This window comes from Burkholderia sp. NRF60-BP8, from assembly GCF_001522585.2.
In the GTDB taxonomy this organism is placed as follows: Bacteria; Pseudomonadota; Gammaproteobacteria; order Burkholderiales; family Burkholderiaceae; genus Burkholderia.
The window spans coordinates 607,944-633,314 of sequence record NZ_CP013372.1; the positions used below are offsets into that span (position 1 = coordinate 607,944).

The following is a 25,371-nucleotide window of genomic DNA, read 5'->3' on the forward strand; positions in this document are numbered from 1 at the left end:
TTATGGATGCGCGCCCGGCCATTGGCCTGTCGTTCTGATGCGATGCGTGATGCGTTGCTTACTTCTTGGTGCCGCCGCCCAGCAGACCGCCGAGCAGGTTGGTCACCGGCGACAGCAGGTTGCCGGTGCCGCCCGCGGCGCCGCCGCCCGTGCTGCCGGTCAGGCCGGTCACCACGGAGCCGCTGCCGCCCGGCGTCGTCACGGTGCCGGCTGCGCCGCCGGAGCTGACCGTGCCGGTGGCGCCGGCCGAACCGGCCGGCGTTCCCAGCGCACCCGTGAGCGTGCCGACCGGGCCGCTCGTCAGCACCCCGCCGAGCGTGCCGGACACGTTGCCGCCCGGCGTCGTGACGGTGCCGGTGAGGCTCGCACCGAGCGGCGTCAGCGCGTTGACGAGGTTGGTGACCGGCGCCAGCAGGCCGCCGAGGCCTGCGCCACCGGTGCCGCTGGTGCCGCCGGTCCCGCTCGTTCCGCCCGTGCCGCTGGTGCCGCCCGAACCGATGCCGCCGAGTGCGCCCGTCACCGTCCCGAGCAGGCCGGTGATCGGCGCGAGCGGGCCGCCGCCGGTGCCGCTCGTTCCGCTGGTGCCGCCCGAACCGCTCGAGCTGCCGCCGCCGAGGCCGCCCGTCAACGTGCCGAGCAGGCCCGTGATCGGGGCGAGCGGATTGCTGCCGCCCGTGCCGCTGCTGGAACTGCCCGCGTTGTTGGCGTTGACGAGGCCGCCCGTCGACGTCACCGTATTGCCGAGTTGCCCCAGGACGCCGCCGAGGCTCGTGCCGACCGGGTTGTCGGTCGCGCCGCCGACCTTCGTGCCCGCGAGCGCGATGCCGTTGCCGAGCGTGCTCAACAGGCCGTTGAGCGGCGCGCCGAGCAGCGTGACGCCGCCGAGCGTCTGCGTGACGCCCGGCGTCGTGGCGCCGCCGGTCAGCGTATTCGTGATCGGGTTGATGACCTTGCCGAGCTGCGTTTCGAGCTGCTGGACCGGCGAGCTGTTCAGCGCCGTGTTCAGCGCCGATGCGGTCGAATTGACCGCGGTGCCGACCGTGTTGACGAGACTGCCGACCAGGGTCGTCGCCGGCGCGAGCGGCGACAGCGGACCGGTGCCGAGGCTCGTCACTGCATTGCCGAGGTTGTTGACCGCACCGCCGGCGCCGGTCAGCAGGCCGGTGGTCGACGTCAGCGTCGGCCCGAGCGGGTTCGCCGACACGCCGATCGAACCGAGGCCGGCCGCGACGCCGTTGCCGAGCGATTGCACGCCGTTGCCGAGGCTGCCGACCGCGTTGCCGATGCTGGTGGCCGTCGCCGGGTTCGTGCCGGGAATCTGCACGCCGCCGATCTGACCGCCGCCGTTTACGACCGTCGTGCCGAGCGCCGTCACGAGGTTGCCGGATTTCTGCAGGACGTTGCCGAGAGGGGTGACGCCGGTGCCGGAGGTGCCGGAAGTGCCCGACGTGCCTGAGGTACCGGAGGTGCCCGAGGTACCGGAAGTGCCGGACGTGCCGGAAGTGCCGGAAGTGCCGGAAGTGCCGGACGTGCCCGAGGTACCGGAAGTGCCCGACGTGCCGGAAGTGCCCGACGTACCGGAGGTACCTGACGTACCGGAAGTGCCTGACGTACCGGAGGTACCTGACGTACCGGAAGTGCCTGACGTACCGGAAGTGCCCGACGTACCGGAAGTGCCCGACGTGCCGGAGGTGCCTGAGGTACCGGAAGTGCCCGACGTACCGGAGGTGCCCGACGTACCGGAGGTGCCCGAGGTACCGGAAGTGCCCGACGTACCGGAAGTGCCCGACGTACCGGAGGTGCCCGACGTACCGGAGGTGCCCGACGTACCGGAAGTGCCCGACGTACCGGAGGTGCCCGAGGTACCGGAAGTGCCCGAGGTACCGGAAGTGCCCGAGGTACCGGAAGTGCCCGAGGTACCGGAGGTGCCCGACGTACCGGAAGTGCCCGACGTACCGGAGGTGCCCGAAGTACCGGAAGTGCCCGAGGTACCGGAAGTACCGGAAGTGCCGGAGGTACCGGAAGTGCCGGAGGTGCCGGAAGTGCCGGAAGTGCCGGAGGTGCCCGAGGTGCCGGAGGTACCAGAAGTGCCCGAGGTACCGGAAGTGCCTGACGTACCAGAAGTCCCCGACGACCCCGAGCTACCGCCACCCGACGTCCCCGACGAACCGCCGCCCGACGTACCGGAAGTCCCCGACGTGCCGCTCGTCCCGGACGTGCTCGGCTTGATCGTCGGCGGGGTCGTCGGTCCATCGACCGAGCCGCAGCCGTACAGCGCGAGCAGTGACGAGACGGCCATCGTTACCGTCGTCTTCTTGAAAAGAGTGTGCATGTTGGCCTCGACATTGGAAGTGTGTCGAGGTCTTCACTGCAAATTCTGCGCCATGACAAGTTTCGCGAAACGGTATCGCGATTTGTTGCGGGAATCGGGAATATCGATGCGATTTAAACGGAGGAATGGCGGTTTCGCGCGACGGGCACGCGCGGTGCGCGAACGTCGCGGCTGCGATGTTCCCGTCAGGCGCCGTAACGCCCGGCCGGATGTTACGTAGCGTTCGGCCGTCCGTGCCGCGGACGCGCCGCGAACCGAGCGCCGCGTCTTTGACGAAACCGCGCCGCGCGCATGAACATGGCACGACATCTCCCGGCTGCCGGCGACGCCGAGGCGGCCCCGACTCCAACCAGGACACCGACATGAGCGAACAGGACAGGGAATACGGCAAGGCGCGGCGGATCGACGTGATGGGCGAGGCGTTCGTCGAGCGCGCGATGCGCGACCTCGACGGATTTTCGCGTCCGCTGCAGGACTGGCTGAACGAACATGCATGGGGCAGCACCTGGCAGCGGGGCGGGATCGACCTGAAGACGCGCAGCCTGTGCACGTGCGCGATGCTGGCGGCGCTCGGCCGCGGCACGGAGCTGAAGGGCCATATTCGCGGTGCGCTCAACAACGGCGCGAGCCTCGTCGAGATCCGCGAGGTATTGCTGCACAGCGCGCTGTACGCCGGCGCGCCGGCCGCGGTCGAGGCGTTCCGCAGCGCGCGCGAGGTGCTCTCGGATCTCGGGTTGTCGATACCCGACGACGAAGCCTGATTCGGTCGCTGCGGCGGCTGCCGGCACGGAAACCGGCCCGCCTCGTTGCCGCGATCTACGCGATGCGTACCGGCTGCGCGGTGGCATCAACCGGCGCGGCGGCGACTTCGAGCAGCCAGTCGGCCGTCGCTTCGGGAAGCGTGACCGGCAGCATGTGCCCGCCCTCCACGACCTTCAGCCGCACGCGCGCCGATTTCCGCGCGAGCGCTTCGCCGTGCGCGCGCCAGTTCAGGATCGGATCGGCGTGGCCGTACAGCACGTCGACCGGCAGCGCGAGTTCCGCATAGCGACGCTCCATCGCGGGCAGGTCGACGGGCGCCGACAGCAGGTCCGTCGCCGTCGCGTAGAACACGTGCGGGCGCATCCCGAGCAGGCCGCCGCCCTTGACCGGGAAGTCGCGCGGCACGTCCTCCGGCGCGAACACCTGACGCACGGCCTTGCGGCCCGTCAGGATCGTCAGCGGGATCGCGAAGGTCCACGACACGAAACGGCGCACGAGCGGCGACGGCAGCATCAGCGGCTTGAACGGCGCAGGCGGCTCGGTCTGCTCGTGCGACAGCGGCGCGATCAGCGCGAGCCGGCTCACGCGGTCCGCGTGGTTGAGGCCCACCGCGAGCGCGATCGCGCCGCCGAGCGAGTGGCCGACCAGCACCGGCTTGTCGAGCTTCAGCGCGTCGATGAACGCGGCGACCGTGCGGGCCTGCGCGAACACGTTCGCCTGCGAGGCCGGGCCGCGCAGCGAGCGGCCGGCGCCCGGCCGGTCGATCAGGATCACGCGATGCCGCTGCGCGAGCCGCGTGAGCGGCAGGTACGCGAAATTGCGCCATTGCCCCGCCAGCCCGTGGACGAACACGATCGGCGGGCCGTTGCCGTATTCGACGTAGTGGATGCGGTCGCCGTCGATGTCGACGAAGCGGCCTTCGGGCGGAAACGCGCGCGTCACGCGACGGGCCACGTAACCGGTAAACAGCGCGAGCGCAGCGAGCACCGCGACGACGCCGAGCAGCACGTTCTGGATCAGATGGAGCGTAGGAGTCATGTCGGCCTCAGCGGGTGTCGAGTGCGGGTTCGGCAACCGGCGCGGCTGCTGCTTGGCCGGGTTGGGCGCGGCGTTCGAAATGCATCGCGGAATCGGCGAGCGGGCTGAACTTCAGCGACGCGAGATCGAGCACGTAGTTCTGGTGGAATTTCCACGGCTTGCGGTGCCCCTGCTTCGGCAGGATGCCGGCTGCGCGCTGGATGTAACCCGAACTCAGGTTGACGGCCGGCACGTCGCCGAGATCGCCTGCGCCGAGCCGCGGCACGCACGTGTCGTACCCGTTCGCGCGCATGTGATTGAGCAGCCGGCACACGTAGCGCGCAATCAGCTCGGCCTTCAGCGTCCACGACGCATTCGTGTAGCCGAACGACGATGCGAGGTTCGGCACGTCGCTGTACATCATCCCCTTGTACGACACCGTCTCCGACAAATCGACCGCGCGGCCGTCGACCGTGACCCGCGCGCCGCCGAGCATCTTTATCTTCAGCCCGGTCGCGGTGACGATCACGTCCGCGTCGAGCTGCTGGCCGCTCTTCAGCTGGAGGCCGGTCGGCGTGAAGCGCTCGATCTCGTCGGTGACGATCGATGCACGGCCCGCGCGAATCGCCTTGAACAGGTCGCCGTTCGGCACGAGACACACGCGCTGGTCCCACGGCATGTAGCGCGGCGTCAGGTGCTTCGCGACGTCGAAGTCGGGGCCGAGCTGCTTGCTCGCCGCGCGGATGATGAACCGCTTCGTCCGGTCGGGCTTGCGGCGCGACACGTTGTACAGGTATATCGTCAGCAGGACGTTCTTCACGCGCACGAGCCGGTGCGCGAGCCGCGACGGCAGCACGCGGCGTAGCGCGTTCGCGATCTTGTCGCGCGCGGGCAGCGACACGATGTAGGTCGGCGAGCGCTGCAGCATCGTCACGTGCCGCGCATCGGCCGCCATCGACGGCACGAGCGTGACGGCCGTCGCGCCGCTGCCGATCACGACCACGCGCCGGTTCGCGTACGACAGATCCTTCGGCCAGTGCTGCGGATGCACGAGCTGGCCCTCGAACGTGTCCATGCCTGCCCAGTCGGGCAGGTAGCCGGCGTCGTAGTCGTAGTAGCCGCTGCACATGTACAGGAAGCGGCACGTGTAGACGAGCGTGTCGAGCGCGCCGTCGCGCGTGCGTTCGACGCGCACCGTCCAGCGCGCGCGGTGCGAATCCCAGTCGGCCGCGATCACTTTCTGCCCGTACCGGATCGTCTTGTCGATGCCGTACGCGTGCGCGGTGTCGCGGATGTAGTCGAGGATCGTCTGCCCGTCGGAGATCGCCTTGTCGCTGTGCCACGGGCGGAAGCTGTAGCCGAGCGTGAACATGTCGGAATCCGAGCGAACGCCCGGATAGCGGAACAGGTCCCAGGTGCCGCCGATCGCGTCGCGCGCCTCGACGATCGCCACGCTCGCATGCGGGCAGCGCTGCTTCAGGTGATAGGCGGCGCCGATGCCGGACAGGCCGGCGCCGACGACCAGCACGTCGAGGTCGTTGCCGTCACTTCGGTCGCGGCGGGCGTCGGGGGCGGGCGGCGCGGCGCGCCGGTCGGTCGTCGTCGAGCTCATGCGGGGTCCTTCGTCGGTGGGGTGGGGCGCGCGGCGGCGGGCGCGTAGGCGCGTTCTCCCGCGGAGGCTACCTTCGGGCGGAGATTGCGTGCGCGGGCGCGACGCACGTGGCGCAGCATCAGCCACTGATAACCGGCGCCGAGCAGCCGCGCGATCCTGTCGAGCCGGCGCGCGTCGGCGCCGACCAGCACGCGGCGCGCATTGCGCTCGACGCCCGCGAGGATCTGTCGCGCGGCCTCGTCGGCCGTCGTCGCGTTGATCAGGCGGTTGGCTTGGCGGCGATGGGTCGCTTCGTCCTGCCCCGTCAGCGCGTGGATGCTGGCGTCGACGCGGCCCGCGTCGACGATGCTCGTCGCGACGCCGCCCGGATGCACGCAGGTCGCGCTCACCGGCGCGCCGTCGAGTTCGAGTTCCATCCGCAGCGCCTCGGTGAAGCCGCGCACCGCGAACTTGGTCGCGTTGTACGCGCTTTGCGTCGGCATCGCGACGAGCCCGAACAGGCTCGAGGTGTTGACGACGTGCCCGTCGCCCGACGCGCGCAGATGCGGCAGGAACGCCTGCGTGCCGTGCACGACACCCCAGAAATTGATGCCGACGATCCATTCGAGATCGGCGAGGCGGGCGGTTTCGGCGCTGGCGGCCAGCGATACGCCCGCGTTGTTGAAGATCAGATTGACCTTGCCGTGCTCGGCGCGAACGAAATCGGCCCACGCGAACACCGCGTCGCGGTCGGCGACGTCGACCCGGCGCGTGCTCACGCGCACGCCGTGCCACGCGCACGCGGCCGCCGTGCCGGCGAGCCCGGCTTCGCCGACGTCGGCGAGCGCGACCTCGCAGCCGCGCCGCGCGAGCTCGATCGCGAGGCTTCGGCCCATGCCCGAACCGGCGCCCGTGATCGCGGCGACCTTGCCGGAAAATCCCTTCATCCGTCGTTCCTCCCGTTCCGCTTGCGCTGCATCGGCGGCGCGTCTATTGTGGTGTTGTTCGTCACCACTTTAGTTTTCGGGTGTCCTGATGTCAAATAGCGGAATGGAGAAAGCACTCGAAACGGAAAAAAGAGGCCGGTCGTATGGCGGCGTGGCGCCCGAGGTACGGGCCGCCGAGCGGCGCGACGCGTTGATCCGCGCGGCGACGCGCGTATTCGGCACGGTGGGGTTTCGCAAGGCGACCGTGCGGTCGATCTGCCAGGAAGCGAAGCTGAACGATCGCTATTTCTATGCGGCATTCGACAGCACCGAGGATCTGTTGCGCTGCACCTATCTGCATCACGCGCAGCAACTGCACGACGCGGTCGCGCAGGCGGTCGCCGCGCGCGGCGGCGATCTGCGCGAGCGCGTCGACGCGGGGCTCGCCGCGTTCTTCGCGTTTCTGCGCGACCCGTGCGCGGCGCGCGTGCTGCTGCTCGAAGTGATGGGCGTGAGTGCGGATACCGACATGACGTATCAGCGCATGCTGCTCGACTTCGGCAAGCTGATCATGGCGATCGGCGTGCCGCGCGAAGCCGTGACGCCGGCGGAGCGCACCGAGCAGCGGCTGATCGGGCTCGCGCTGGTGGGCGCGATGACGAACGTCGGCGCCGCATGGCTGCTCACCGGCTATCGCGATCCGGAGGCACAGATGATCGCGAGTTGCAGGAAGGTGCTGTTGGGAACGTTGGGGGAAGCGGGCGGGTAGGCGCGTCGCCAAGGGGCGACTATCGCCACCTCGAGGGAGACTGAATTTGGACTATAATCGGTCTCATCCGGTGCCCGGCCAAGGACGCGTTCCATGAAATTCTCGACTCAAGTCAAGCCCATCAGCTATCTCAAGAGCCACGCGGCCGAGATCGTCAAGGACATCTCGGAGAGCCGCGAGCCGATGCTCATCACCCAGAACGGCGAAGCGAAGCTCGTCGTCCTGGACGTCAAGTCGTATGAGGAGCACGAAGAGACGCTCGCGCTGCTGAAGTTGCTTGCGCTGGGCAATCGCGAGATCGATCAGGGTCACTTCCGTCCCGTCGAGGATGTCTTCGCCGACCTCGACAAGGACGACGATCAATGACGTTACGCGTTGTCGTTCTTCGCTCGGCGGAAAAAGATTTGAAGGCGTTGAGGCGTTATCTTCTGTCGAACTTCGGCCCGGAAACCTGGCAAGTCAGCTATCGACAGATCAAGGACGCCATCGCGTCGATTCGTGCTTTTCCGGCTCAAGGCAGGATTCCCGATGAGCTGGCGCATATCGACCTCAGTCAGTATCGCGAAGTCGTCGCGGGAATGAATCGCATCATTTACGACGTGCGCGGCGACACGGTCCATGTGCATATCGTGTGCGATACGCGCAGGGATCTGAAGTCGTTGCTGATGAGACGGCTCATGCAGACCTATTGAGCGCCGACCTTCGCGTTTCTTCACTTTCCCGCTAGTTCGAACGTGAGCGCCTCGTCGTGGGCGCGACCGGCGTCTGCCCGAGCCGCGCCTTCATCGCATCGATGAACGCCCGCACCTTCGGCGACGGCAGCCGCGTGGACGGGTACACCGCATGAATCCCGGCCGGCGCCGTGCGCCAACCCGGCAGCAGCCGCACGAGCCGGCCGGCCGCGACGTCGTCCGCGGTCGAGAAATCCGTCAGCAGCCCGAAACCGCCGCCCGCGAGCACGATCGCGCGGCACGCGGTCGCGGTGTTCGACACCACCGGCGCGACGCAGCGCACCGACGCGTGGCCGCCGCGCGCGTCGTCGAGGTCGAGCGTATGCGGGCGCGGCAGCGACGACAACATCACGAACGGCAGCGCGGCGAGCGCATCCGGATCGCGCGGCAACCCGTGGCGTGCAACGAACGCCGGGCTCGCGACCAGCCATTTCTCGTAGGTGCCGAGCTGCACGGCGCGATGATTCGAATCGGCGAGGCGGCCGATGCGGATCGCGACGTCGAGGTTGTCCGCGACGAGATCGACGACGCGGTCGTTCGCGACGAGTTCGACGGCGAGCGCCGGATGCCGGTCGCGCAGCGCGACGACGGCCGGCGCGACGACCAGCGCGCCATAGTCGATCGGCACGCTCACGCGCAGCGTGCCGCGCAGCGGCCCGGCGTCGGACGACACCGCGTCGAGCGCGGTTTCGGCGGCGCGCACGATGTCGCGGCACGCGTCGTAGAACGCGCGCCCGGCATCGGTCACGCTCAGCCGCCGCGTCGTGCGCACCAGCAGGTTCGCGCCGACCTCGGATTCGAGGCGCTGCATGTGCGTGCTGACGACCGTCTTCGCGAGGCCGAGCCGCTCGGCCGCGGCCGTCAGCGAGCCGGCCTCGACCACCGCGACGAAGATCGCCAGCCGGTTCAGGTTCACGTCGCGCAGATCGGCCATCGTCGATTGTCCTATGAAAGCGGATAATGTTTCAGCAATTATCCGTCTTCTGGCGGCGAACCGCGAGCGCTACGCTGGGGCCGTTCGTCGCCGATCCCCGGCGGCGCGAGATGCCGGAGTGTTTCCATGTCTGCCGCCAGCAAGCCTGCTTCGCCGATCCGCGTTTATTCGTTCCTGTTGTCCGGGCACGCGCACCGTGTCCGGTTGTTCCTGTCGCTGCTCGGGCTGCCGTCCACGACCATCGACGTCGATCTCGCGGCCGGCGCGCAGCGCGAACCGGCATTTCTCGCGCTCAATCCGCTCGGGCAGGTGCCGGTGATCGACGACGGCGGCACCGTGATCGCCGATTCGAACGCGATCCTCGTGTACCTCGCGAAGCGCTACGGCGACGCGCACTGGCTGCCCGACGATCCGGTCGGCGCGGCCGTCGTGCAGCGCTGGCTGTCGTATGCGGCCGGCCCGATCGCGTCGGGGCCGGCCGCCGCGCGGCTCGTGACCGTGTTCGGCGCGCAGCTCGACCCGGACGCGGCCAAGCGCACGGCCGCGAAGGTGCTCGACGTGATCGATCGCGAGCTGGCCGGCAAGCCGTTCGCGGCCGGCGCGCAGCCGACGATCGCGGACATCGCCGCGTACACGTACATCGCGCACGCGCCGGAAGGCGGCGTGTCGCTCGAACCGTATCCGCACGTGCGCGCGTGGCTGGCGCGTATCGAGGCGTTGCCGGGCTTCGTCGCGATGCCGACGACGCGCGCGGGCCTGCTCGCCGCTTGACGCGCGGCCACCGCACCTGTTCAGGAAAACGCAATGAATGCGCCGGGCGCCGTCGTACCGGGCTGGGACCTCGAGACCCCGCCGTTTCACGCGGGCGAGCTCGCCGTGCAGCAGCGCGCAGGAGTGACGGACGCGGCGGGCGTGGCCGGCCGGCGCGGCATCCGGCGTTTCATGCCGGACCAGCACCGGACTTTTTTCGCGCAACTGCCGTTCTTCGTGCTCGGCGGCGTCGATGCGCATGGGCAGCCATGGGCGACGCTGCGGGTCGGCGCGCCGGGTTTCGTCACGTCGCCGGACGCCCGCACGCTGCGCATCGCGGCGCGCGCGCTGCCGGGCGACCCGCTGGCCGGCGCGTGGCAGGCCGGTGCGCCGCTCGGCGGGCTCGGGATCGAATTCGATACGCGGCGGCGCAATCGCGTGAACGGCGTCGTGCGCACGGTGGACGGCGAGGCGCTGACGATCGCGGTCGAGCAGAGCTTCGGTAATTGCGCGAAGTACATCCAGGGCCGCAAGCCGACCTTCATTGCGCGGGACGTCGACGCATCCGTCGCGCCCAACGTGTCGGACGCGCTGAGCGACGCGGACCGCGCGCTGCTCGCGCAGGCCGACACGTTCTTCGTCGCGAGCGCGAACGCGTCGCCCGACGCGGGCGCGGCGCGCGGCGCGGACGTGTCGCATCGCGGCGGGATGCCGGGCTTCGTTCGCGTCGACGATGCACGCACGCTGACGACGCCCGATTTCAGCGGCAACCGGTTCTTCAACACGCTCGGCAACCTGCAGCACGATCCGCGCGCGGGGCTGCTGTTCGTCGATTTCGACGGCGGCGATGTGCTGTATGTCGCCGCGCACGCGGAGATCGTGTGGGATGGGCCGGTCGTCGCGTCGTTCGACGGCGCGCAACGCGTCGTGCGCTTCCATGTACGGGAAGTGCGGCGCATGCGGGCGGTGCTGCCGTTCCGGTGGTCGGCGGTCGAGCGTGCGCCGCAGTTCGCGGCGATGGCGTCGTCGTCGGGCGGCGCCGCGGCAACGGCCGGGCCCGTGCAGGCCGCGGTCGCGCCGGCATCGGCGCCCGCATGGCGGCCGCTGCGCATCGCGAAGATCGTCGACGAGGCGCGCGCGATCCGGTCGTTCCATTTCGAGCCGGCGGATGGCGGCGCATTGCCTGCGTACGAAGCCGGTCAACACCTGACGCTGCGCATCGCATTGCCGGGCAGCGACGCGCCGTCGATGCGCAGCTACACGCTGTCCGATGCGCCGGGCGGCGTGCATTACCGGATCACCGTGAAGCGCGAGGGGCGCGTATCGGCATGGCTGCACGATCATGCGCGGGTGGGCATCACGCTCGACGCGCAGATGCCGCGCGGCCGCTTCGCGTTCGATCTCGCGAGCCCGCGCCCGGCCGTGCTCGTGTCGGCCGGCATCGGCATCACGCCGATGGTCGCGATGCTGCGCCGGGCACTGGCCGACGACACACCGTCGCGCCGCGTCGTGTTCGTGCACGGCGCACGCGAAGCGGCGGACCGGCCGTTTGCCGCGGAACTGGCGCGCATCGCGGCCGCCGATGCGCGCGTGTCGCTTCACTGGTTCGACAGTCATCCTCACGAAGGGGCGGCCGCGAGGGCAGGCCGCATCGACGTCGGACAACTGAAGCGGATCCTGTCGTTCGACGACTACGACTTCTACCTGTGCGGGCCGTCGGCGTTCATGCGCGACCTGTACGACGGGCTGCGCGCGCTGAACGTGCCGGACGAGCGCATCCGTTTCGAGGCGTTCGGGCCATCGAGCGTCTCGCGCAGTGCGACTCGCGCGGCCGCCGCGCCTGCGGCGGCAAGCGTGCCTGTCGTGTTCCGGCGCACGGGGCGCGAAGCCGCATGGACACCCGCCGACGGCACGCTGCTCGAATTCGCGGAAGGGCAGCGCGTGGCCGTGCCGTCTGAATGCCGCGCCGGTTCGTGCGGCACGTGCGCGACGCGCGTGCTGTCGGGCGCGGTCGACTACGCGCAGACGCCCGATGCGCCGGTCGCACCCGGCTGCGCGCTGCCATGCGTCGCGCGGCCCGTACAAGGGGCCACGGAGCCGCTCGTGCTCGATTGCTGACGCGCTTGCGACAGGCGACCGCGGGCAGCCTGCCGCGCGAAAAGCGCGTGCAACTGCTGCTTTTTCGGATGCCGTCCGGGTCGACGATAGCGTCGACCGATTCGATGAACGAGCCCGTCGAGAAACTGCTCGGCATGGACGGTGACGATGCGGGGGGCTAAAGCGAACGGCTGACGAACCGGTAGCGGGCGGCCCTTCCCGCGCCGGTTCCAGGCGTTCCGCCCGGCGCACGATGACGCCGGTGTCGGGGGCCGGCGCGCGACGCGAATCGCGCCCGCATCGTCGCCGCCGTCGCGCCGCCCGAAGCGCGATTCCGGTTGCCGGCTTCTCCGTTTCCCGTTCCGCCCGATTCCTCGGCCCTGGGCCCCGCCCGGGGTAAAATGCGCGCCACGCCGCGATGTCGCGCGCCGGGCAGGCCGCCGTTCCGACGAACGGCCGGCGCGAGTGCCCGCCGCCCGCACCGGGGCGTTCGAAGCGTCCCCCGCATGACACGATCGCGCGAGGCAGCCGGCCGGCCGACAGGCACCCGACGGACCCGTCGGCCGCTGCGTCGTTGCCGGCGCGTCATCGAATCCGATGCCCCATCCTGCGCTGTTCCGACCGGCCGGCCCGCTTGCGCGCCGCATGGTCTGGTTCGTCCGATGAATATCGCGTCGACGCACGCGTCCGGCGACGGGCGCGGCGGCGGGTGCACGCTTCGCAGCTTCCAACGGGTTTCGACAGGGTCGAGTGGCGAGTTTTCCATCCAGAACAATGACGGTGAATAGAACAACAGCGGCGCCCGCACGGCGGCGGCGCACGAAGGTCGGGCTCGGTGTCGGTCTCGGCGTCACGCTTTTCGCGGTGCAGGCTGCCGCCGCACCGGGCGACACGCCCGCGCCGGGCGCCGACGCGAGCGGCAGCACGACGCTGCCCGCGATCGCGGTGAGCGGCGAGCGCGGCCGCTCGCTGCGGGCGCGCGAAGCGTCGGTCGCGGGGCTCGACGACGCGCCGCTGCGCGACACGCCGGCGTCGGTGAACGTCGTCACGCGCGCGCTGATCGACGATCAGCAGGCGAAGCGCTTGAGCGACGTCGTGCGCAACGATGCGTCGGTCGTCAACGACTATGCGCCGGTCGGCTATTTCGAAGGCTTCGCGATCCGCGGCTTTCCGGTCGATCTCGCGAGCGCGATCCGGATCGACGGGCTGACGGTGTCCGGCGAGCAGAACGTGCCGCTCGAGAACAAGGAGCGCGTCGAGATCCTGAAAGGACTCGCGGGCATCGACGGCGGCGTCGTCGCGCCGGGCGGCGTGATCAACTTCGTGACCAAGCGCTCCGCGAACGTCGCGAGCGTGACGGGCGGCGTCGACAGCCGCGGCTCGACGTCGGCGGCCGTCGATCTCGGCCGCCGCTTCGGCCCCGACCATCAGTTCGGGTTCCGGATCAATGCGGCGAAGGAGAACATGCACTCCTACATCGACGGCACGAACGGGCGGCGCACGTTCGGCTCGATCGCCGCCGACTGGGACATCGGCCCGCGCGCGAGCCTGCAGCTCAATGCCGAATTCCAGCAGTGGATCCAGCGTTCCGCGCCCGGCTACCAATTGCTCGGCGGCACCGTCGTGCCGTCGGTCAAGACGACGTCGAAGGCGCTCGGCACGCAGCCGTGGGCGAAACCGGTGACGACCGATGCGCTGAACCTGAACGCACGCTTCGACTACCGGTTCAACGACGACTGGAAGGCCTACGTCGCCGCCGGCCGCAGCCGCACGATGATCGACGACAACAGCGCGTTCGCGTACGGCTGCTATTACGCGGCAAGCTGCGCGGCCGGCGCGACGTCGCCGTTCTTCTTCGGCGCGAACGGCGACTACGACGTATACGACTTCCGCAGTCCCGGCGAATACCGGCGCAACGACGAGCTGCGCGCGGTCACGACGGGCAAGTTCGCGACGGGGCCGCTGCGGCACGAGCTGACGCTCGGCGTGAGCGTGCAGCGCCGCGTCGTGCACATGGCCGACGCCGTGTACGACTACGTGGGCAGCGAGAACGTCTACGGGCCGGACCTGACCTTCTCGCCGTCGCCGAATTCGCCCGGGCCGTCGTATCCGCGCCTCGACGCGTGGCAGTACGGCGTGTTCGGGCTCGACCGCATCGGCATCGGCGAACACTGGCAGGTGCTCGCGGGCGGCAAGGAAGTGCTGCTGCGCCAGCGCAGCTGGAGCAGCCTCGACGGCGATACGACGCATACCGACCGCTCGGTGTTCCTGCCGCAGGTCGCGCTCGTCTACAAGCCGGTGGACGTGCTGTCGCTGTATGCGTCGTACAGCAAGGCGCTGTCGCTCGGCGATCAGGCCCCCGTACGCGCGACCAACGCGTATGCGTTCCTGCCGCCCGTCGAATCGCACCAGTTCGAGCTCGGCGCGAAATACGACTGGCTCGACCGGCTGAGCCTCACGGCCGCCGTGTTCTCGATCAGCAAGCCGTTCCAGTTCGCCGACCCGGACGCATCGGGCACGGCCTACACGTTCGTGCAGCGCGGCACGCAGCGGCACCAGGGCATCGAGCTCGGCGCGGCCGGGCGCGTGACCGAGCGGCTGGGGCTGACGGCCAGCGTCGCGGCGATTCGCGCCCGCGCGGTCGATTCGGGGTCGCCGGCGTACGAAGGGCACCAGATCATCAACGTGCCCGCGCTGCGCGCGTCGCTGTATGCGGACTACGCGGTGCCGGGCATCGCGGGCCTGAACGTGCTCGGCGGCGTGGAATACAGCGCGGCGCGCAACGCGAACGAGGAAGGCACCGCGCGCGTGCCGTCGTGGTTCGTGTTCAATCTCGGCGCGCGTTATACGACGAAGATCGGCGGCCATCGCACGGTGTTGCGCGTATCGGTGGACAATCTGTTCGACAAGTTCTACTGGCGCGACGCAGGCGAGCAGCAGGGCGATGCGTACCTGTTCCCGGGTGCGCCGCGCACCGCGCGCGTGTCGTTGACCTATGATTTCTGACCGACCGGAATCGGCCGCGTGATGCGCGGCCCCGGCAGCCCACCAGGAGAGCACAGACGATGTCCCCACTCGAAATCGCCGGCGTGATCGTCAGCGCGCTCGCGATCTGGCTGACCGCGAAACGGCGCATGCTGTGCTGGCCGGTCGGCCTTGCGTCGGTCGCGCTGTACGGCTGGATCTTCTTCGACGCGAAGCTGTATTCCGACATGCTGCTGCAGGGCGCGTTCGCGGTGCTGCAGGTGTACGGCTGGCAGCGCTGGCTCGCGCAGCGCGCGAGCGAGGCCGCCGGCGGTGCCGACCGCCAGGCGGCGCCGGCCGGCGACGTCGCACCCGTGACCGGCGTGCGGCCCCGGCAGATGCTGCCCGACCTGATCGCGGCCGTCGTCGGCAGCGCGCTGCTCGGCGGGATGATGGCGCGCTGGACCGATGCGGCGCTGCCGTTCGTCGATGCGTCGCTGACCGCGTTCAGCCTCGTCGCGCAATACTGGACCGCACGGCGCTACATCGCGTCGTGGGGACTGTGGATCGTCGTGAACGTCGTGTACGTCGGGATGTTCGTGTTCAAGGAACTGTATCTGACGGCCGGGCTCTATGCGTTGTTCATCGGCCTGGCCGTCGTCGGCTGGCGCGACTGGAGCCGGACGGCCGCCGCATTGCGCGCGGCCGCCGGCGGCCCGCTCGCATCGGGCGGCGGCGCGCGCTGATCCGCGCACGGATTCAACTACGGAGCAACGCCGTTCATGTCATTCCCCCTCGAGCCGGACGGCCCCCTGTCGCGCGACGTCGCGCCGCCGCAATTCGGCGTGGACGGCGAGCAGGCCGAACGCGACTGGCCGCTGATCACGCACGACGAAGTGGCGGCCGTGCTCGCGCGGATCGACGGCGCGGGCGAACCGGCGCGGCTGACGTGGCACAGCCCGCGGCAGTTCGCGGCCGCCGTGCTGGTGCGGATGGCCGACGGGCGCGGGTTGTTCGTCAAGCGTCATCACGCGAGCCTGCGCGATGTCGCCGGGCTCGAGGAAGAGCATCGCTTCATCGCGCATCTGCGCGCGCGCGGGATGCCGGTGGTGGACGTGCTGGCCGATCGCCGCGGTGCGACCGCGTTCGCGTCCGGCGAATGGACGTACGAGGTGCACGTGCTCGCGCCCGGCGTCGATCCGTATCGCGGCGTGATGTCGTGGCAGCCGTTCACGCATCCATCGCATGCGTATGCGGCCGGCCGCGCACTGGCCGAACTGCATCGCGCGTCGGCCGGCTACGATGCGCCCGCGCGGCCCGTGCGCACGCTGCTGTCGAGCTTTCGCGTGCTGTCGTGCGCCGATCTGACGGGCGCGCTCGAGCGCTGGGTCGACGCGCAGCCGCTGCTCGTGCGCGCGCTCGGCTCGCGCGACTGGCGTGGCGACGTGGCCGACGCGATCGGCCCGTATCATGCGCGCCTCGTGCCGCTGCTGCCGGCGTTGCCGCCGCTGTGGACGCACGGCGACTGGCACGCGTCGAACCTGCTGTGGACCGACGCGGGGCCCGGCGCGCAGGTCCGGACCGTGCTCGACTTCGGCTTGTCTGACCGCACCTGCGCGGTCATGGACCTCGCGCTCGCGATCGAGCGCAATACGGTCGACTGGATGGCGCCGGCCGATGCGCGGCGCACCGAATACGACCAGATCGACGCGCTGCTCGACGGCTACGAATCGCTCGAACCGTTGAGCGACGACGCGTATGCGGCGCTGGTCGCGCTGCTGCCGATCGTGCATACGGAGTTCGCGCTGTCGGAAGTCGCGTATTTCGGCTGCATCATCGATGCGCCGGCGATCGTCGACATCGCGTACGACGGCTACCTGATCGGGCACGCGCGCTGGTTCGGCGAACGCGACGGGCGGCAACTGCTCGACTGGCTCGTGCGGCGGCGGCGCGCGAAGCAAGGGCTCGCCTGATCCGGGTGCGCGGGCCTGCCGCGTACACCGCACACGCATCGATTCCCCGACGACCTGCAATCTTCCGTGCCGCGCGTCGCGCCGTACGTTCAACCCGTCCTTCCGATCCTCGACGCGGCATGCCGTTCTCGCGGCGCGACGCACGCCTGCGTGCCGCTGCGCCCGACATGACGGAAATATCATCTTCGCCTCATGTTCGCACTGCGGCCGGTCCGTAGCATCGGTCGCAAACCGTTACCGCAGAACCGAACATGCTCAAGCTCAACCTCGTCGTGGCCGTCGTTTTCGCGATGGCCACGACGGCTCATGCGCAGCCATCGCCGTCGCCGGGGCCGGCCCCGGCTAGCGCCGCCGCGCCGATCGGCGCACCGCCATCCGATGCGTTTCCTGCGCCGTCGATGACGCTGTCCGATGCGCTCGCGGTCGCGGCGCGGAACAATCCGGCGTTGCGCGGCGCGCGCGCGGACGTCGACGCGTCGACCGGCGCGCTGATGCAGGCCGGCGCGCGCCCGAATCCCGAAGTGTCGTTTCTGCAGGAAGGCTTCAGCCGCGCCGAACGCACGTCCACCGCGACGATCAGCCAGGCCATCGAACTGGGCGGCAAGCGCCGCGCGCGGCTCGACGTCGCGTCGTACGGCCGCGAGGCGGCGAACGCGTTGCTCGACGAGCAGGGCGCCGCGGTGCGCGCCGACGTGATCGCCGCGTTCTACGGGCTGCTCGCCGCGCAGCGCCAGCTTCAGGTGACGGAGGAATCGGCCGCGATCGCCGCGCGCTCCGCGGATCTCGCGGGGCGCCGCGCGCAGGCCGGCAAGGTGTCGCCGGTCGAGGCGACCAAGGCGCAGGTCGCGGCGGCCGGCGTGCAGATCGAAGTGGTGACCGCGCGCGGCCGCGTCGAGGTCGCGCGCGAGAAGCTGAACGCCGTGATGGGCGAAGCGCGCGACGACCGGCTCGCGGTGCGCGGCGACCTGGAAAACGTGCCGCCGGTCGAGCCGCTGTCCGCATTGACCGCGCAGCTCGACGACGCGCCGCTCGCGCGCGTCGCGCGCGCCGAGCTGCTGCGCTCGAATGCGGCCGTGTCGCTCGAACGCGCGCGGCGCGTTCCGGACGTGACGGTCAGCGCGGGCGTGAAGCGCGTGACCACGGGCGGCGTGCCCGACAACCAGGCCGTGGTCGGCGTATCGATTCCGATTCCGCTGTTCAACACGAACCGGGGTGCGTTGCTCGAGGCGACGCACAAGGCCGAGCGCGCGAACGCCGATCTCGATCGCGAACGCACGCGCCTGAGGCTGGAACTCACGCAGGCGTACGCGAATTTCGAGGCCGCCGAGCAGGAAGCGCAGCGGCTGAAATCCGACATCCTGCCGGCCGCGCGTCTCGCACTCGATGCGATGTCGCGAGGCTACGAACTCGGCAAGTTCAGCTTCCTCGACGTGCTCGACGCGCAGCGCACGCTGTTCCAGGGCCAGTCGCAATACGTCCGTGCGCTCGCCGGCGCCCATGCGGCCCGCGCCGATATCGGCCGGCTCGTCGGCACGCCGCTCGCGGCCGTCGCGCGCTGAGCGCCGCTCTCACCTGAAGGATCATCATGTCACGCAGCAAAATCTTCGTCATGGCGGCCGCCGTGCTCGGCGGCGCAGGGATCGTGATCGGCGCGCTCGCCGTCGCGCGGGGCGGCGGCAGCGCATCGGCGCCGACGGCCGCCGAAGTCGCACAGCCGGCCGAGGGCGCCGGCGCGCATGGCGGTGTCGTGCTCGAGCGCGGCAAGCTGTCGGTCGAGATCGTGATGACGGAAAAGCCCGGCGACGCACGGCTCGTCGTCTATCCGTTCGTCGACGGCAAGCCGGCGGTCGATGGCGTGACCGTGTCCGGCACGCTGGTGCGGTACGACCGCACGCACGAACCGTTGCGGTTCGACGCAGCCGGCTCGAAGTTCGTGTCGGCGCAGTCGATCGCGAAGCCGCACGTATTCGATGCGACGATCGACGTGAAGGCCGGCAACGATGCCGCGTCGTTCCCGTTCGCGCGCGCCGACGGTGCGATCGCGCTGAGCGACGCGCAACTCGCGACGTCGAGGATCGCGCTTGCGAAGGCCGGCCCCGCGCGGATCGCGACGCCGTTCCAGTTGCCGGGCGAGATCAAGTTCAACGAGGACCGCACCGCGCACGTGGTGCCGCGCGTGGCCGGCATCGTCGAGCAGGTGTCGGTGTCGCTCGGGCAGAACGTCGCGAAGGGGCAGGTGCTCGCCGTGATCGCGAGCACCGACCTGGCCGACCGCCGCAGCGAGTTGCTGACGGCCGAGCGCCGGCTGACGGGGGCGCGCGCGACCTACGAGCGCGAACGCACGCTGTGGAAGGAGCGTATTTCGGCCGAGCAGGATTATCAGCAGGCCCAGGTGCAGTTGCGCGAGGCCGAGATCGCCGTGCAGAACGCGCGGCAGAAGCTCGCCGCGCTGAACGCGCCGGTCGGCGCGGGCGCGCTGAACCGTTATGAACTGCGCGCGCCGTTCGCGGGCACGATCGTCGAGAAGCATGCGACGCCCGGCGAGGCGATCGCCGCCGACGCGAGCATGTTCGTGATTTCCGACCTGTCCACCGTGTGGGCCGAGATGGCGGTGCCCGCGCAGCGGCTCGACGACGTGCGCGTCGGCCGTGACGCGACGGTGATCGCGACCGCGTTCGAATCGCGTTCGAGCGGCCCGATCGCATACGTGGGGTCGCTGCTCGGCGAACAGACGCGCACCGCGCCGGCGCGCGTCGTGCTGCCGAACCCGGACCGCGTGTGGCGCCCGGGGATGTTCGTGAACGTGTCGGTCGATGCGGGCAGGCAGGATGTGCCGCTCGCGGTCGCGAGCGACGCGCTGCAGGACGTCGACGGCGCGCCGTCGGTGTTCGTGCGCTCGCCGAAGGGGTTCGTCGCGCAGCCGGTCGAGACGGGGCGGCGCGACGAACGCGCGATCGAAGTGCTGAAGGGGCTCCAGCCCGGCCAGGAATACGCGGCGTCGAACAGCTTCGTGCTGAAGGCGGAACTCGGCAAGGGGAGCGCGGAACATGAATGAGCGGCACTACGCGAGCGCCGTGGCGCGACTGGCGGCCCTTCATGCGGCCTGCTTTCCGAGCGGCCGGTCGACCGACCGCGCGGCCCGTCCGGTGAGGACGTCCGTGCTCCCCTTCAAGGAATCCCGACATGTTTGAGCGCCTGATCCGCTTCGCGATTGCGCACCGCTGGCTCGTGATGCTGGCGATCGCGGCCGTGGCCGCGCTGGGCGTGTTCAGCTACCAGCGGCTGCCGATCGACGCGGTGCCCGACATCACCAACGTGCAGGTGCAGATCAACACGTCCGCGCCCGGCTACTCGCCGCTCGAAGCCGAGCAGCGCATCACCTATCCGGTCGAGACCGCGATGGCCGGGCTGCCGGGGCTGGAGCAGACGCGCTCGATCTCGCGTTACGGGCTGTCGCAGGTCACCGTGATCTTCAAGGACGGCACCGACATCTACTTCGCGCGGCAGCTCGTCAACGAGCGCATTCAGGAAGCGAAGGACAAGTTGCCGGCCGGCATCGCGCCCGCGATGGGGCCGACGTCGACGGGCCTCGGCGAGATCTACCTGTGGACCGTCGAGGCCGACGCCGGCGCGCGCAAGCCCGACGGCACGCGCTATACGGCGGCCGACCTGCGGGAACTGCAGGACTGGGTCGTGCGGCCGCAGTTGCGCAACGTGCGCGGCGTGACCGAGGTCAACTCGATCGGCGGCTACGTGAAGGAGTACCGCGTCGCGCCGAACCCGGCAAAGCTGATGTCGTACGGGCTGACGCTCGCCGACGTCGTGCGCGCGCTGGAGCGCAACAACGACAACGTCGGCGCCGGCTACATCGAAAAGCGCGGCGAGCAGTATCTGGTGCGCGTGCCGGGCCAGGCGCGCACCGTCGACGACATCGCGAACATCGTGCTGACCAACGTCGGCGGCGTGCCGGTGCGGATGAAGGACATCGGCGCGGTCGACATCGGCCGCGAACTGCGCACCGGCGCCGCGACGTCGAACGGCGAGGAAGTCGTGCTCGGCACGGTGTTCATGCTGATGGGCGAGAACAGCCGGACGGTGTCGAAGGCCGTCGCCGCGAAGATGGAGGACGTGAACCGCACGCTGCCGGCCGGCGTGAAGGCGATTCCGGTGTACGACCGCACGGTGCTCGTCGAGAAGGCCGTCGCGACGGTGAAGAAGAACCTGCTCGAAGGCGCGGTGCTCGTGATTGCCGTGCTGTTCCTGTTCCTCGGCAACATCCGCGCGGCGCTGATCACCGCGCTCGTGATTCCGCTGTCGATGCTGATGACCTTCACCGGGATGGTCAACGCGAATGTGAGCGCCAACCTGATGAGTCTCGGCGCGCTCGACTTCGGGATCATCGTGGACGGCGCGGTGGTGATCGTCGAGAACTGCGTGCGGCGGCTCGCGCATGCGCAGGCGGCGGCCGGGCGGCCGCTCACGCGCGCCGAGCGTTTTGCCGAAGTGTTCGGCGCATCGCAGGAGGCGCGCCGTGCATTGATATTCGGACAACTGATCATCATGGTGGTGTACCTGCCGATCTTCGCGCTGACCGGCGTCGAAGGCAAGATGTTCCACCCGATGGCGACGACCGTCGTGATGGCGCTCGCCGCCGCGATGGTGCTGACCGTCACGTTCATTCCGGCGGCCGTCGCGTTGTTCATCGGCGAGCGGGTCGAGGAGACGGAAAACCGGCTGATGGGCTGGGCGCGGCGCGCGTACGAGCCGGTGCTCGCCGCGTTCATGATGCGCCCGGCGCGCGTGATGACCGGGGCGGGCGCGATCGTGCTGGTCACGCTGGGGCTGGCGACGCGCCTCGGCAGCGAGTTCATCCCGAGCCTGAACGAGGGCGATCTGGCCGTATCCGCGCTGCGGATTCCCGGCACGAGCCTGTCGCAGTCGGTCGAGATGCAGAAGTCGATCGAGAAGACGCTGAAGGCGCGCTTCCCCGAGATCGAGCGCGTGTTCGCGCGCACCGGCACGGCCGAAATCGCCGCCGACCCGATGCCGCCGAACCTGTCGGACGGCTACATCATGCTGAAGCCGGCCGACACGTGGTCCGATCCGAAGAAACCGCGCGATCGGCTCGTGCGCGAGATCGAGGACGCGCTCGCCGAGCTGCCGGGCAACGCGTACGAGTTCTCGCAGCCGATCCAGCTGCGCTTCAACGAGCTGATTTCGGGCGTGCGCAGCGACGTCGCCGTGAAGCTCTTCGGCGACGACATGGCCGTGCTGAACCGGACCGGCGAGCAGATCGCCGCTGCCTTGCAGAAGGTGCCGGGCGCGTCGGAGGTGAAGGTCGAGCAGACCACGGGCCTGCCGGTGCTGACCGTCAACCTCGACCGCGACAAGCTCGCGCGCTACGGCGTGAGCGTCGCCGACCTGCAGGATTCGGTGGCCGCGGCCGTCGGCGGCCGGAAGGCCGGCACGCTGTTCCAGGGCGACCGCCGCTTCGACATCGTCGTGCGGCTGCCCGACGAACTGCGCTCCGACATCGAGGCGATCAAGCGGCTGCCGATCGCGCTGCCCGCGCCGGCCACGGGCGCCGCCGCGCGGCTCGCGGCAGCCCCGTACGTGCCGCTCGCGGAGCTCGCGACGATCGACGTGGCGCCCGGCCCGAACCAGATCAGCCGCGAGGACGGCAAGCGGCGGGTGGTGGTCAGCGCGAACGTGCGCGGCCGCGACGTCGGCTCGTTCGTCGCCGATGCGCGCGAGCAATTGCAGCAGGACGTGCGCGTGCCGGCCGGTTACTGGGTGTCGTGGGGCGGGCAATTCGAGCAACTGCAGAGCGCGAGCGAGCGCTTGAAGCTCGTCGTGCCGCTCGCGCTGTTCATGGTGTTCGTGTTGCTGTTCGTGATGTTCAACAACGTGAAGGACGGGCTGCTGGTGTTCACCGGCATTCCGTTCGCGCTGAGCGGCGGTGTCGTGTCGCTGTGGCTGCGCGGGATTCCGCTGTCGATCACGGCGGCGGTCGGTTTCATCGCGCTGTCCGGCGTGGCGGTGCTCAACGGGCTCGTGATGATCTCGTTCATCCGCAACCTGCGCGACGAAGGGACGCCGCTCGACGCGGCCGTGCGCGACGGCGCGCTCACGCGGCTGCGGCCCGTGCTGATGACCGCGCTGGTCGCGTCGCTCGGCTTCCTGCCGATGGCGTTCGCGACCGGCACCGGCGCCGAGGTGCAGCGCCCGCTTGCGACGGTCGTGATCGGCGGTATCCTGTCGTCCACGGCGTTGACGCTGCTGGTGCTGCCGGTGCTGTACCGTGTCAGCCATGCGGTGTCGTGGCGCACGGCGTTGCGCGGCGGCGTCGGTGCGCGCGTGCTGCGCCGGCTGGGTTTCTTCAAGGGTAATGCGTGATGCGAATTCTGATTGTCGAGGATGAACCGAAGACGGGCGCGTATCTGCGCAAGGGCCTGACCGAGGCCGGCTACGTCGTCGACTGGGTCGAGGACGGCATCACGGGCCAGCACCAGGCCGAAACGGAGGAGTACGACCTGCTCGTACTCGACGTGATGCTGCCCGGGCAGGACGGCTGGACGTTGCTGCAGAACCTGCGGCGCAGCAAGTCGACGCCCGTGCTGTTCCTCACCGCGCGCGACGACGTCGGCGATCGCGTGAAGGGGCTCGAACTCGGCGCGGACGACTATCTCGCGAAGCCGTTCGATTTCGTCGAGCTGACCGCGCGCATCAAGTCGATCCTGCGGCGCGGCCAGCCGCGCGACTCGAACACGCTGCGCGTGGCCGATCTCGAACTCGACCTGACGCGCCGCAAGGCCACGCGGCAGGGCGACACGATCCTGCTGACCGCGAAGGAGTTCGCGCTGCTGTGGCTGCTGATGCGCCGCGAAGGCGAGATCCTGCCGCGCGCGACCATCGCGTCGCAGGTGTGGGACATGAACTTCAACAGCGACACGAACGTCGTCGATTCGGCGATTCGCCGGCTGCGCTCGAAGATCGACGACGCGTACGAACCGAAGCTGATCCACACGGTGCGCGGGATGGGCTACGTGCTCGAAACGCGCGGCGGCGCGGCCGCATGATCGCGCGCCTGCTGCCGCGCACGCTGCGCGGCCGCCTGACCGCGCTGATCATCCTGTCGACGTCGGTGATCCTCGCGTCGAGCGGCGTCGCACTGTACGAGGCGCTGAGCAACCGCGTCGAAGCCACGGCGGCCGAGCAGATGGCCGGCATTTCCGCCGCACTGGGGGCACACCTGGCCGAGGCGCGCACGACGGCCGACGTCGCGCGCAACGCCGATATCTGGATCGACCAGTTGCACGGGCATCCGAACATGGATCTCGCGATCTTCGATGCCGGCGGTGCGCGCCTCGTCGGCACCCCGGGCTTCCGTCCGTATGCGCCGCTGCTGTCGATGAACGCCGGGCGCGTGCCGGTCGGCATCGCCGCGCCCGGCGAGCGGCACCGGTATCTGCTGACGAGCGTGCCGCTCGCCGGCGCCGGGGCGCCCGTGGTGCGCGTCGCCGTGCAATACGACCGCAGCGCCGACGTGCTGCTGTTGCGCACGCACGCTTATACGATCGTCGTGATCGAGGTGTTCGGCGTGGTGCTCGCGGCCGCGATCGCATACGGCATCGCGGCGCTCGGGCTGAGCCCGCTGCGACGATTCGCGGCGCGCGCCGAGCAGATGTCGACGAGCCGGCTCGCGCATCCGCTGCCGGAACTCGATACGTCGGGCGAGCTGAAGGAACTCGAGCATGCGTTCAACGGGATGCTCGCGCGGCTGAACGAATCGTTCACGCGGCTGAGCCAGTTCTCGTCGAATCTCGCGCACGACATGCGCACGCCGCTGACGAACCTGCAGGCGGCCGCGCAGGTCGTGCTGTCGCAACCGCGCAGCGCGGACGAATACCGGAGCGTGATCGAGTCGAGCATCGACGAATACCAGCGGCTGTCGCGAATGATCGAGGACATGCTGTTTCTCGCGCGTTCGGAGCAGGCCGGCACGTCGATCGATGTGCGACGCCTGAATGCGGCGGAGGAGGCGGAGCGGGTGGCCGGCTACTACGAGCCGCTTGCGGAAGACGCGGGCGTGACGGTGAAGGTCGACGGCCATGCGTGGGTCGATGCGGATCTGACGCTGTACCAGCGCGCGTTGAGCAACCTGCTGTCGAATGCGCTGACCTATGCGCCGCGCGGCAGCGTCGTGACGATCGATTGCGTCGAGCAGGGCGGCGCGACGACGATCGCCGTATCGGATACGGGGCCCGGCATCGCGGCGGAGCACGTCGGGCGGATTTTCGAGCGCTTTTATCGCGTCGATCCGTCGCGGCACGATTCGGCGTCGGGCACCGGGCTCGGCCTCGCGATCGTCCGGTCGATCATGGACAATCACGGCGGCGAATGCGGCGTCGACAGCGAACCGGGTCGCCGCACGACCTTCTGGCTGCGCTTTCCGCGACGGCCGGCCGCGCCTGAACGGCCGGCCGCCATCGGCGCCTGACGGTGCGGGCGCACACGCCCGCGCG

General features: G+C 69.9%; 19 protein-coding genes. 14 read left to right on the top strand and 5 right to left on the bottom strand.

The features are described from left to right. Positions 1-58: 58 nt before the first annotated feature. Complete coding sequence (locus WS54_RS34135) at positions 59-2,332, bottom strand: collagen-like triple helix repeat-containing protein (protein WP_108041770.1); 2,274 nt, start codon at positions 2,330-2,332, stop codon at positions 59-61. A gap of 362 nt (positions 2,333-2,694) precedes the next feature. Here WS54_RS34135 and WS54_RS02815 point away from each other — a divergent pair, with 362 nt between their 5' ends. Then, complete coding sequence (locus WS54_RS02815) at positions 2,695-3,093, top strand: carboxymuconolactone decarboxylase family protein (protein ID WP_027782376.1); 399 nt, start codon at positions 2,695-2,697, stop codon at positions 3,091-3,093. Positions 3,094-3,148: 55 nt separating this feature from the next. On the opposite strand, the gene WS54_RS02820 is transcribed toward WS54_RS02815, so the two are convergent. The 3 genes from WS54_RS02820 to WS54_RS02830 are packed head-to-tail and all read right to left on the bottom strand — an operon-like array spanning position 3,149 to position 6,649. After that, positions 3,149-4,132, bottom strand: a complete 984-nt coding sequence (locus tag WS54_RS02820) for an alpha/beta fold hydrolase (RefSeq protein ID WP_059784410.1) — start codon at positions 4,130-4,132, stop codon at positions 3,149-3,151. Positions 4,133-4,139: 7 nt separating this feature from the next. Next, entirely contained in the window at positions 4,140-5,723 is a 1,584-nt protein-coding gene (locus WS54_RS02825; protein WP_059784408.1) for a flavin-containing monooxygenase, read from the bottom strand. Next, positions 5,720-6,649, bottom strand: coding sequence for an SDR family NAD(P)-dependent oxidoreductase (locus WS54_RS02830; RefSeq protein ID WP_059784406.1), 930 nt, complete (start codon positions 6,647-6,649; stop codon positions 5,720-5,722). Before WS54_RS02830 ends, WS54_RS02825 begins: the two co-directional genes overlap by 4 nt. Positions 6,650-6,752: 103 nt before the next feature. Between WS54_RS02830 and WS54_RS02835 the strand changes: the two genes are divergently transcribed. The 3 genes from WS54_RS02835 (at position 6,753) to WS54_RS02845 (ending at position 8,089) form a co-directional block, all read left to right on the top strand. Beyond that, a complete protein-coding gene (locus tag WS54_RS02835) occupies positions 6,753-7,397 on the top strand; it encodes a TetR/AcrR family transcriptional regulator (RefSeq protein WP_236872750.1) in 645 nt (214 codons plus the stop codon). 93 nt (positions 7,398-7,490) lie between these two features. Further along, entirely contained in the window at positions 7,491-7,763 is a 273-nt protein-coding gene (locus WS54_RS02840; protein WP_059784400.1) for a type II toxin-antitoxin system Phd/YefM family antitoxin, read from the top strand. Next, entirely contained in the window at positions 7,760-8,089 is a 330-nt protein-coding gene (locus WS54_RS02845) for a type II toxin-antitoxin system RelE/ParE family toxin (RefSeq protein WP_059784398.1), read from the top strand. The genes WS54_RS02840 and WS54_RS02845 overlap by 4 nt, the downstream gene beginning before the upstream one ends. Before the next feature lie 31 nt (positions 8,090-8,120). On the opposite strand, the gene WS54_RS02850 is transcribed toward WS54_RS02845, so the two are convergent. Continuing rightward, on the bottom strand, positions 8,121-9,062 hold the full coding sequence (locus WS54_RS02850) for a LysR family transcriptional regulator (RefSeq protein ID WP_059784395.1): 942 nt from the start codon (positions 9,060-9,062) through the stop codon (positions 8,121-8,123). A gap of 126 nt (positions 9,063-9,188) precedes the next feature. Here WS54_RS02850 and WS54_RS02855 point away from each other — a divergent pair, with 126 nt between their 5' ends. The 10 genes from WS54_RS02855 (at position 9,189) to WS54_RS02905 (ending at position 25,346) form a co-directional block, all read left to right on the top strand. Then, on the top strand, positions 9,189-9,833 hold the full coding sequence (locus WS54_RS02855; protein WP_059784392.1) for a glutathione S-transferase family protein: 645 nt from the start codon (positions 9,189-9,191) through the stop codon (positions 9,831-9,833). Positions 9,834-9,866: 33 nt separating this feature from the next. Then, positions 9,867-11,930 carry a pyridoxamine 5'-phosphate oxidase family protein gene (locus WS54_RS02860; RefSeq protein ID WP_059784390.1) on the top strand — a complete coding sequence of 688 codons (2,064 nt, stop codon included), beginning with the start codon at positions 9,867-9,869 and terminating at the stop codon, positions 11,928-11,930. Positions 11,931-12,683: 753 nt separating this feature from the next. Then, positions 12,684-14,915 (top strand): TonB-dependent siderophore receptor, encoded by a 2,232-nt coding sequence (locus WS54_RS02870; protein ID WP_059784387.1) that lies wholly within the window; start codon positions 12,684-12,686, stop codon positions 14,913-14,915. A 59-nt stretch (positions 14,916-14,974) separates the two neighbouring features. Then, complete coding sequence (gene pnuC, locus WS54_RS02875; RefSeq protein ID WP_059784385.1) at positions 14,975-15,619, top strand: nicotinamide riboside transporter PnuC; 645 nt, start codon at positions 14,975-14,977, stop codon at positions 15,617-15,619. A gap of 36 nt (positions 15,620-15,655) precedes the next feature. Further along, entirely contained in the window at positions 15,656-16,846 is a 1,191-nt protein-coding gene (locus tag WS54_RS02880) for a phosphotransferase enzyme family protein (RefSeq protein ID WP_059784382.1), read from the top strand. Positions 16,847-17,097: 251 nt separating this feature from the next. Then, complete coding sequence (locus tag WS54_RS02885) at positions 17,098-18,405, top strand: TolC family protein (protein WP_059784379.1); 1,308 nt, start codon at positions 17,098-17,100, stop codon at positions 18,403-18,405. 26 nt (positions 18,406-18,431) lie between these two features. Beyond that, on the top strand, positions 18,432-19,901 hold the full coding sequence (locus tag WS54_RS02890) for an efflux RND transporter periplasmic adaptor subunit (protein WP_059784377.1): 1,470 nt from the start codon (positions 18,432-18,434) through the stop codon (positions 19,899-19,901). 128 nt (positions 19,902-20,029) lie between these two features. After that, positions 20,030-23,242, top strand: a complete 3,213-nt coding sequence (locus tag WS54_RS02895; protein ID WP_059784374.1) for an efflux RND transporter permease subunit — start codon at positions 20,030-20,032, stop codon at positions 23,240-23,242. After that, positions 23,242-23,925, top strand: a complete 684-nt coding sequence (irlR, locus tag WS54_RS02900; RefSeq protein WP_034205392.1) for a heavy metal response regulator transcription factor IrlR — start codon at positions 23,242-23,244, stop codon at positions 23,923-23,925. The genes WS54_RS02895 and irlR overlap by 1 nt, the downstream gene beginning before the upstream one ends. Continuing rightward, positions 23,922-25,346: a heavy metal sensor histidine kinase gene (locus WS54_RS02905; protein ID WP_059784372.1), complete on the top strand. Its 1,425-nt coding sequence runs from the start codon at positions 23,922-23,924 to the stop codon at positions 25,344-25,346. The genes irlR and WS54_RS02905 overlap by 4 nt, the downstream gene beginning before the upstream one ends. The last annotated feature ends 25 nt before the right edge of the window (positions 25,347-25,371 follow it).

Excerpts from the sequence above, each read along its gene's own strand:
- WS54_RS02830 (WP_059784406.1), bottom strand. The coding sequence starts at position 6,649 with ATGAAGGGATTTTCCGGCAAGGTCGCCGCGATCACGGGCGCCGGTTCG.
- pnuC (WP_059784385.1), top strand. The coding sequence starts at position 14,975 with ATGTCCCCACTCGAAATCGCCGGCGTGATCGTCAGCGCGCTCGCGATC.
- WS54_RS02850 (WP_059784395.1), bottom strand. The coding sequence starts at position 9,062 with ATGGCCGATCTGCGCGACGTGAACCTGAACCGGCTGGCGATCTTCGTC.
- WS54_RS02855 (WP_059784392.1), top strand. The coding sequence starts at position 9,189 with ATGTCTGCCGCCAGCAAGCCTGCTTCGCCGATCCGCGTTTATTCGTTC.
- WS54_RS02820 (WP_059784410.1), bottom strand. The coding sequence starts at position 4,132 with ATGACTCCTACGCTCCATCTGATCCAGAACGTGCTGCTCGGCGTCGTC.
- WS54_RS02905 (WP_059784372.1), top strand. The coding sequence starts at position 23,922 with ATGATCGCGCGCCTGCTGCCGCGCACGCTGCGCGGCCGCCTGACCGCG.
- WS54_RS02870 (WP_059784387.1), top strand. The coding sequence starts at position 12,684 with ATGACGGTGAATAGAACAACAGCGGCGCCCGCACGGCGGCGGCGCACG.
- WS54_RS02895 (WP_059784374.1), top strand. The coding sequence starts at position 20,030 with ATGTTTGAGCGCCTGATCCGCTTCGCGATTGCGCACCGCTGGCTCGTG.
- WS54_RS02860 (WP_059784390.1), top strand. The coding sequence starts at position 9,867 with ATGAATGCGCCGGGCGCCGTCGTACCGGGCTGGGACCTCGAGACCCCG.
- WS54_RS02840 (WP_059784400.1), top strand. The coding sequence starts at position 7,491 with ATGAAATTCTCGACTCAAGTCAAGCCCATCAGCTATCTCAAGAGCCAC.
- WS54_RS02880 (WP_059784382.1), top strand. The coding sequence starts at position 15,656 with ATGTCATTCCCCCTCGAGCCGGACGGCCCCCTGTCGCGCGACGTCGCG.
- WS54_RS02825 (WP_059784408.1), bottom strand. The coding sequence starts at position 5,723 with ATGAGCTCGACGACGACCGACCGGCGCGCCGCGCCGCCCGCCCCCGAC.
- WS54_RS34135 (WP_108041770.1), bottom strand. The coding sequence starts at position 2,332 with ATGCACACTCTTTTCAAGAAGACGACGGTAACGATGGCCGTCTCGTCA.
- WS54_RS02835 (WP_236872750.1), top strand. The coding sequence starts at position 6,753 with ATGGAGAAAGCACTCGAAACGGAAAAAAGAGGCCGGTCGTATGGCGGC.
- irlR (WP_034205392.1), top strand. The coding sequence starts at position 23,242 with ATGCGAATTCTGATTGTCGAGGATGAACCGAAGACGGGCGCGTATCTG.
- WS54_RS02815 (WP_027782376.1), top strand. The coding sequence starts at position 2,695 with ATGAGCGAACAGGACAGGGAATACGGCAAGGCGCGGCGGATCGACGTG.
- WS54_RS02890 (WP_059784377.1), top strand. The coding sequence starts at position 18,432 with ATGTCACGCAGCAAAATCTTCGTCATGGCGGCCGCCGTGCTCGGCGGC.
- WS54_RS02885 (WP_059784379.1), top strand. The coding sequence starts at position 17,098 with ATGCTCAAGCTCAACCTCGTCGTGGCCGTCGTTTTCGCGATGGCCACG.
- WS54_RS02845 (WP_059784398.1), top strand. The coding sequence starts at position 7,760 with ATGACGTTACGCGTTGTCGTTCTTCGCTCGGCGGAAAAAGATTTGAAG.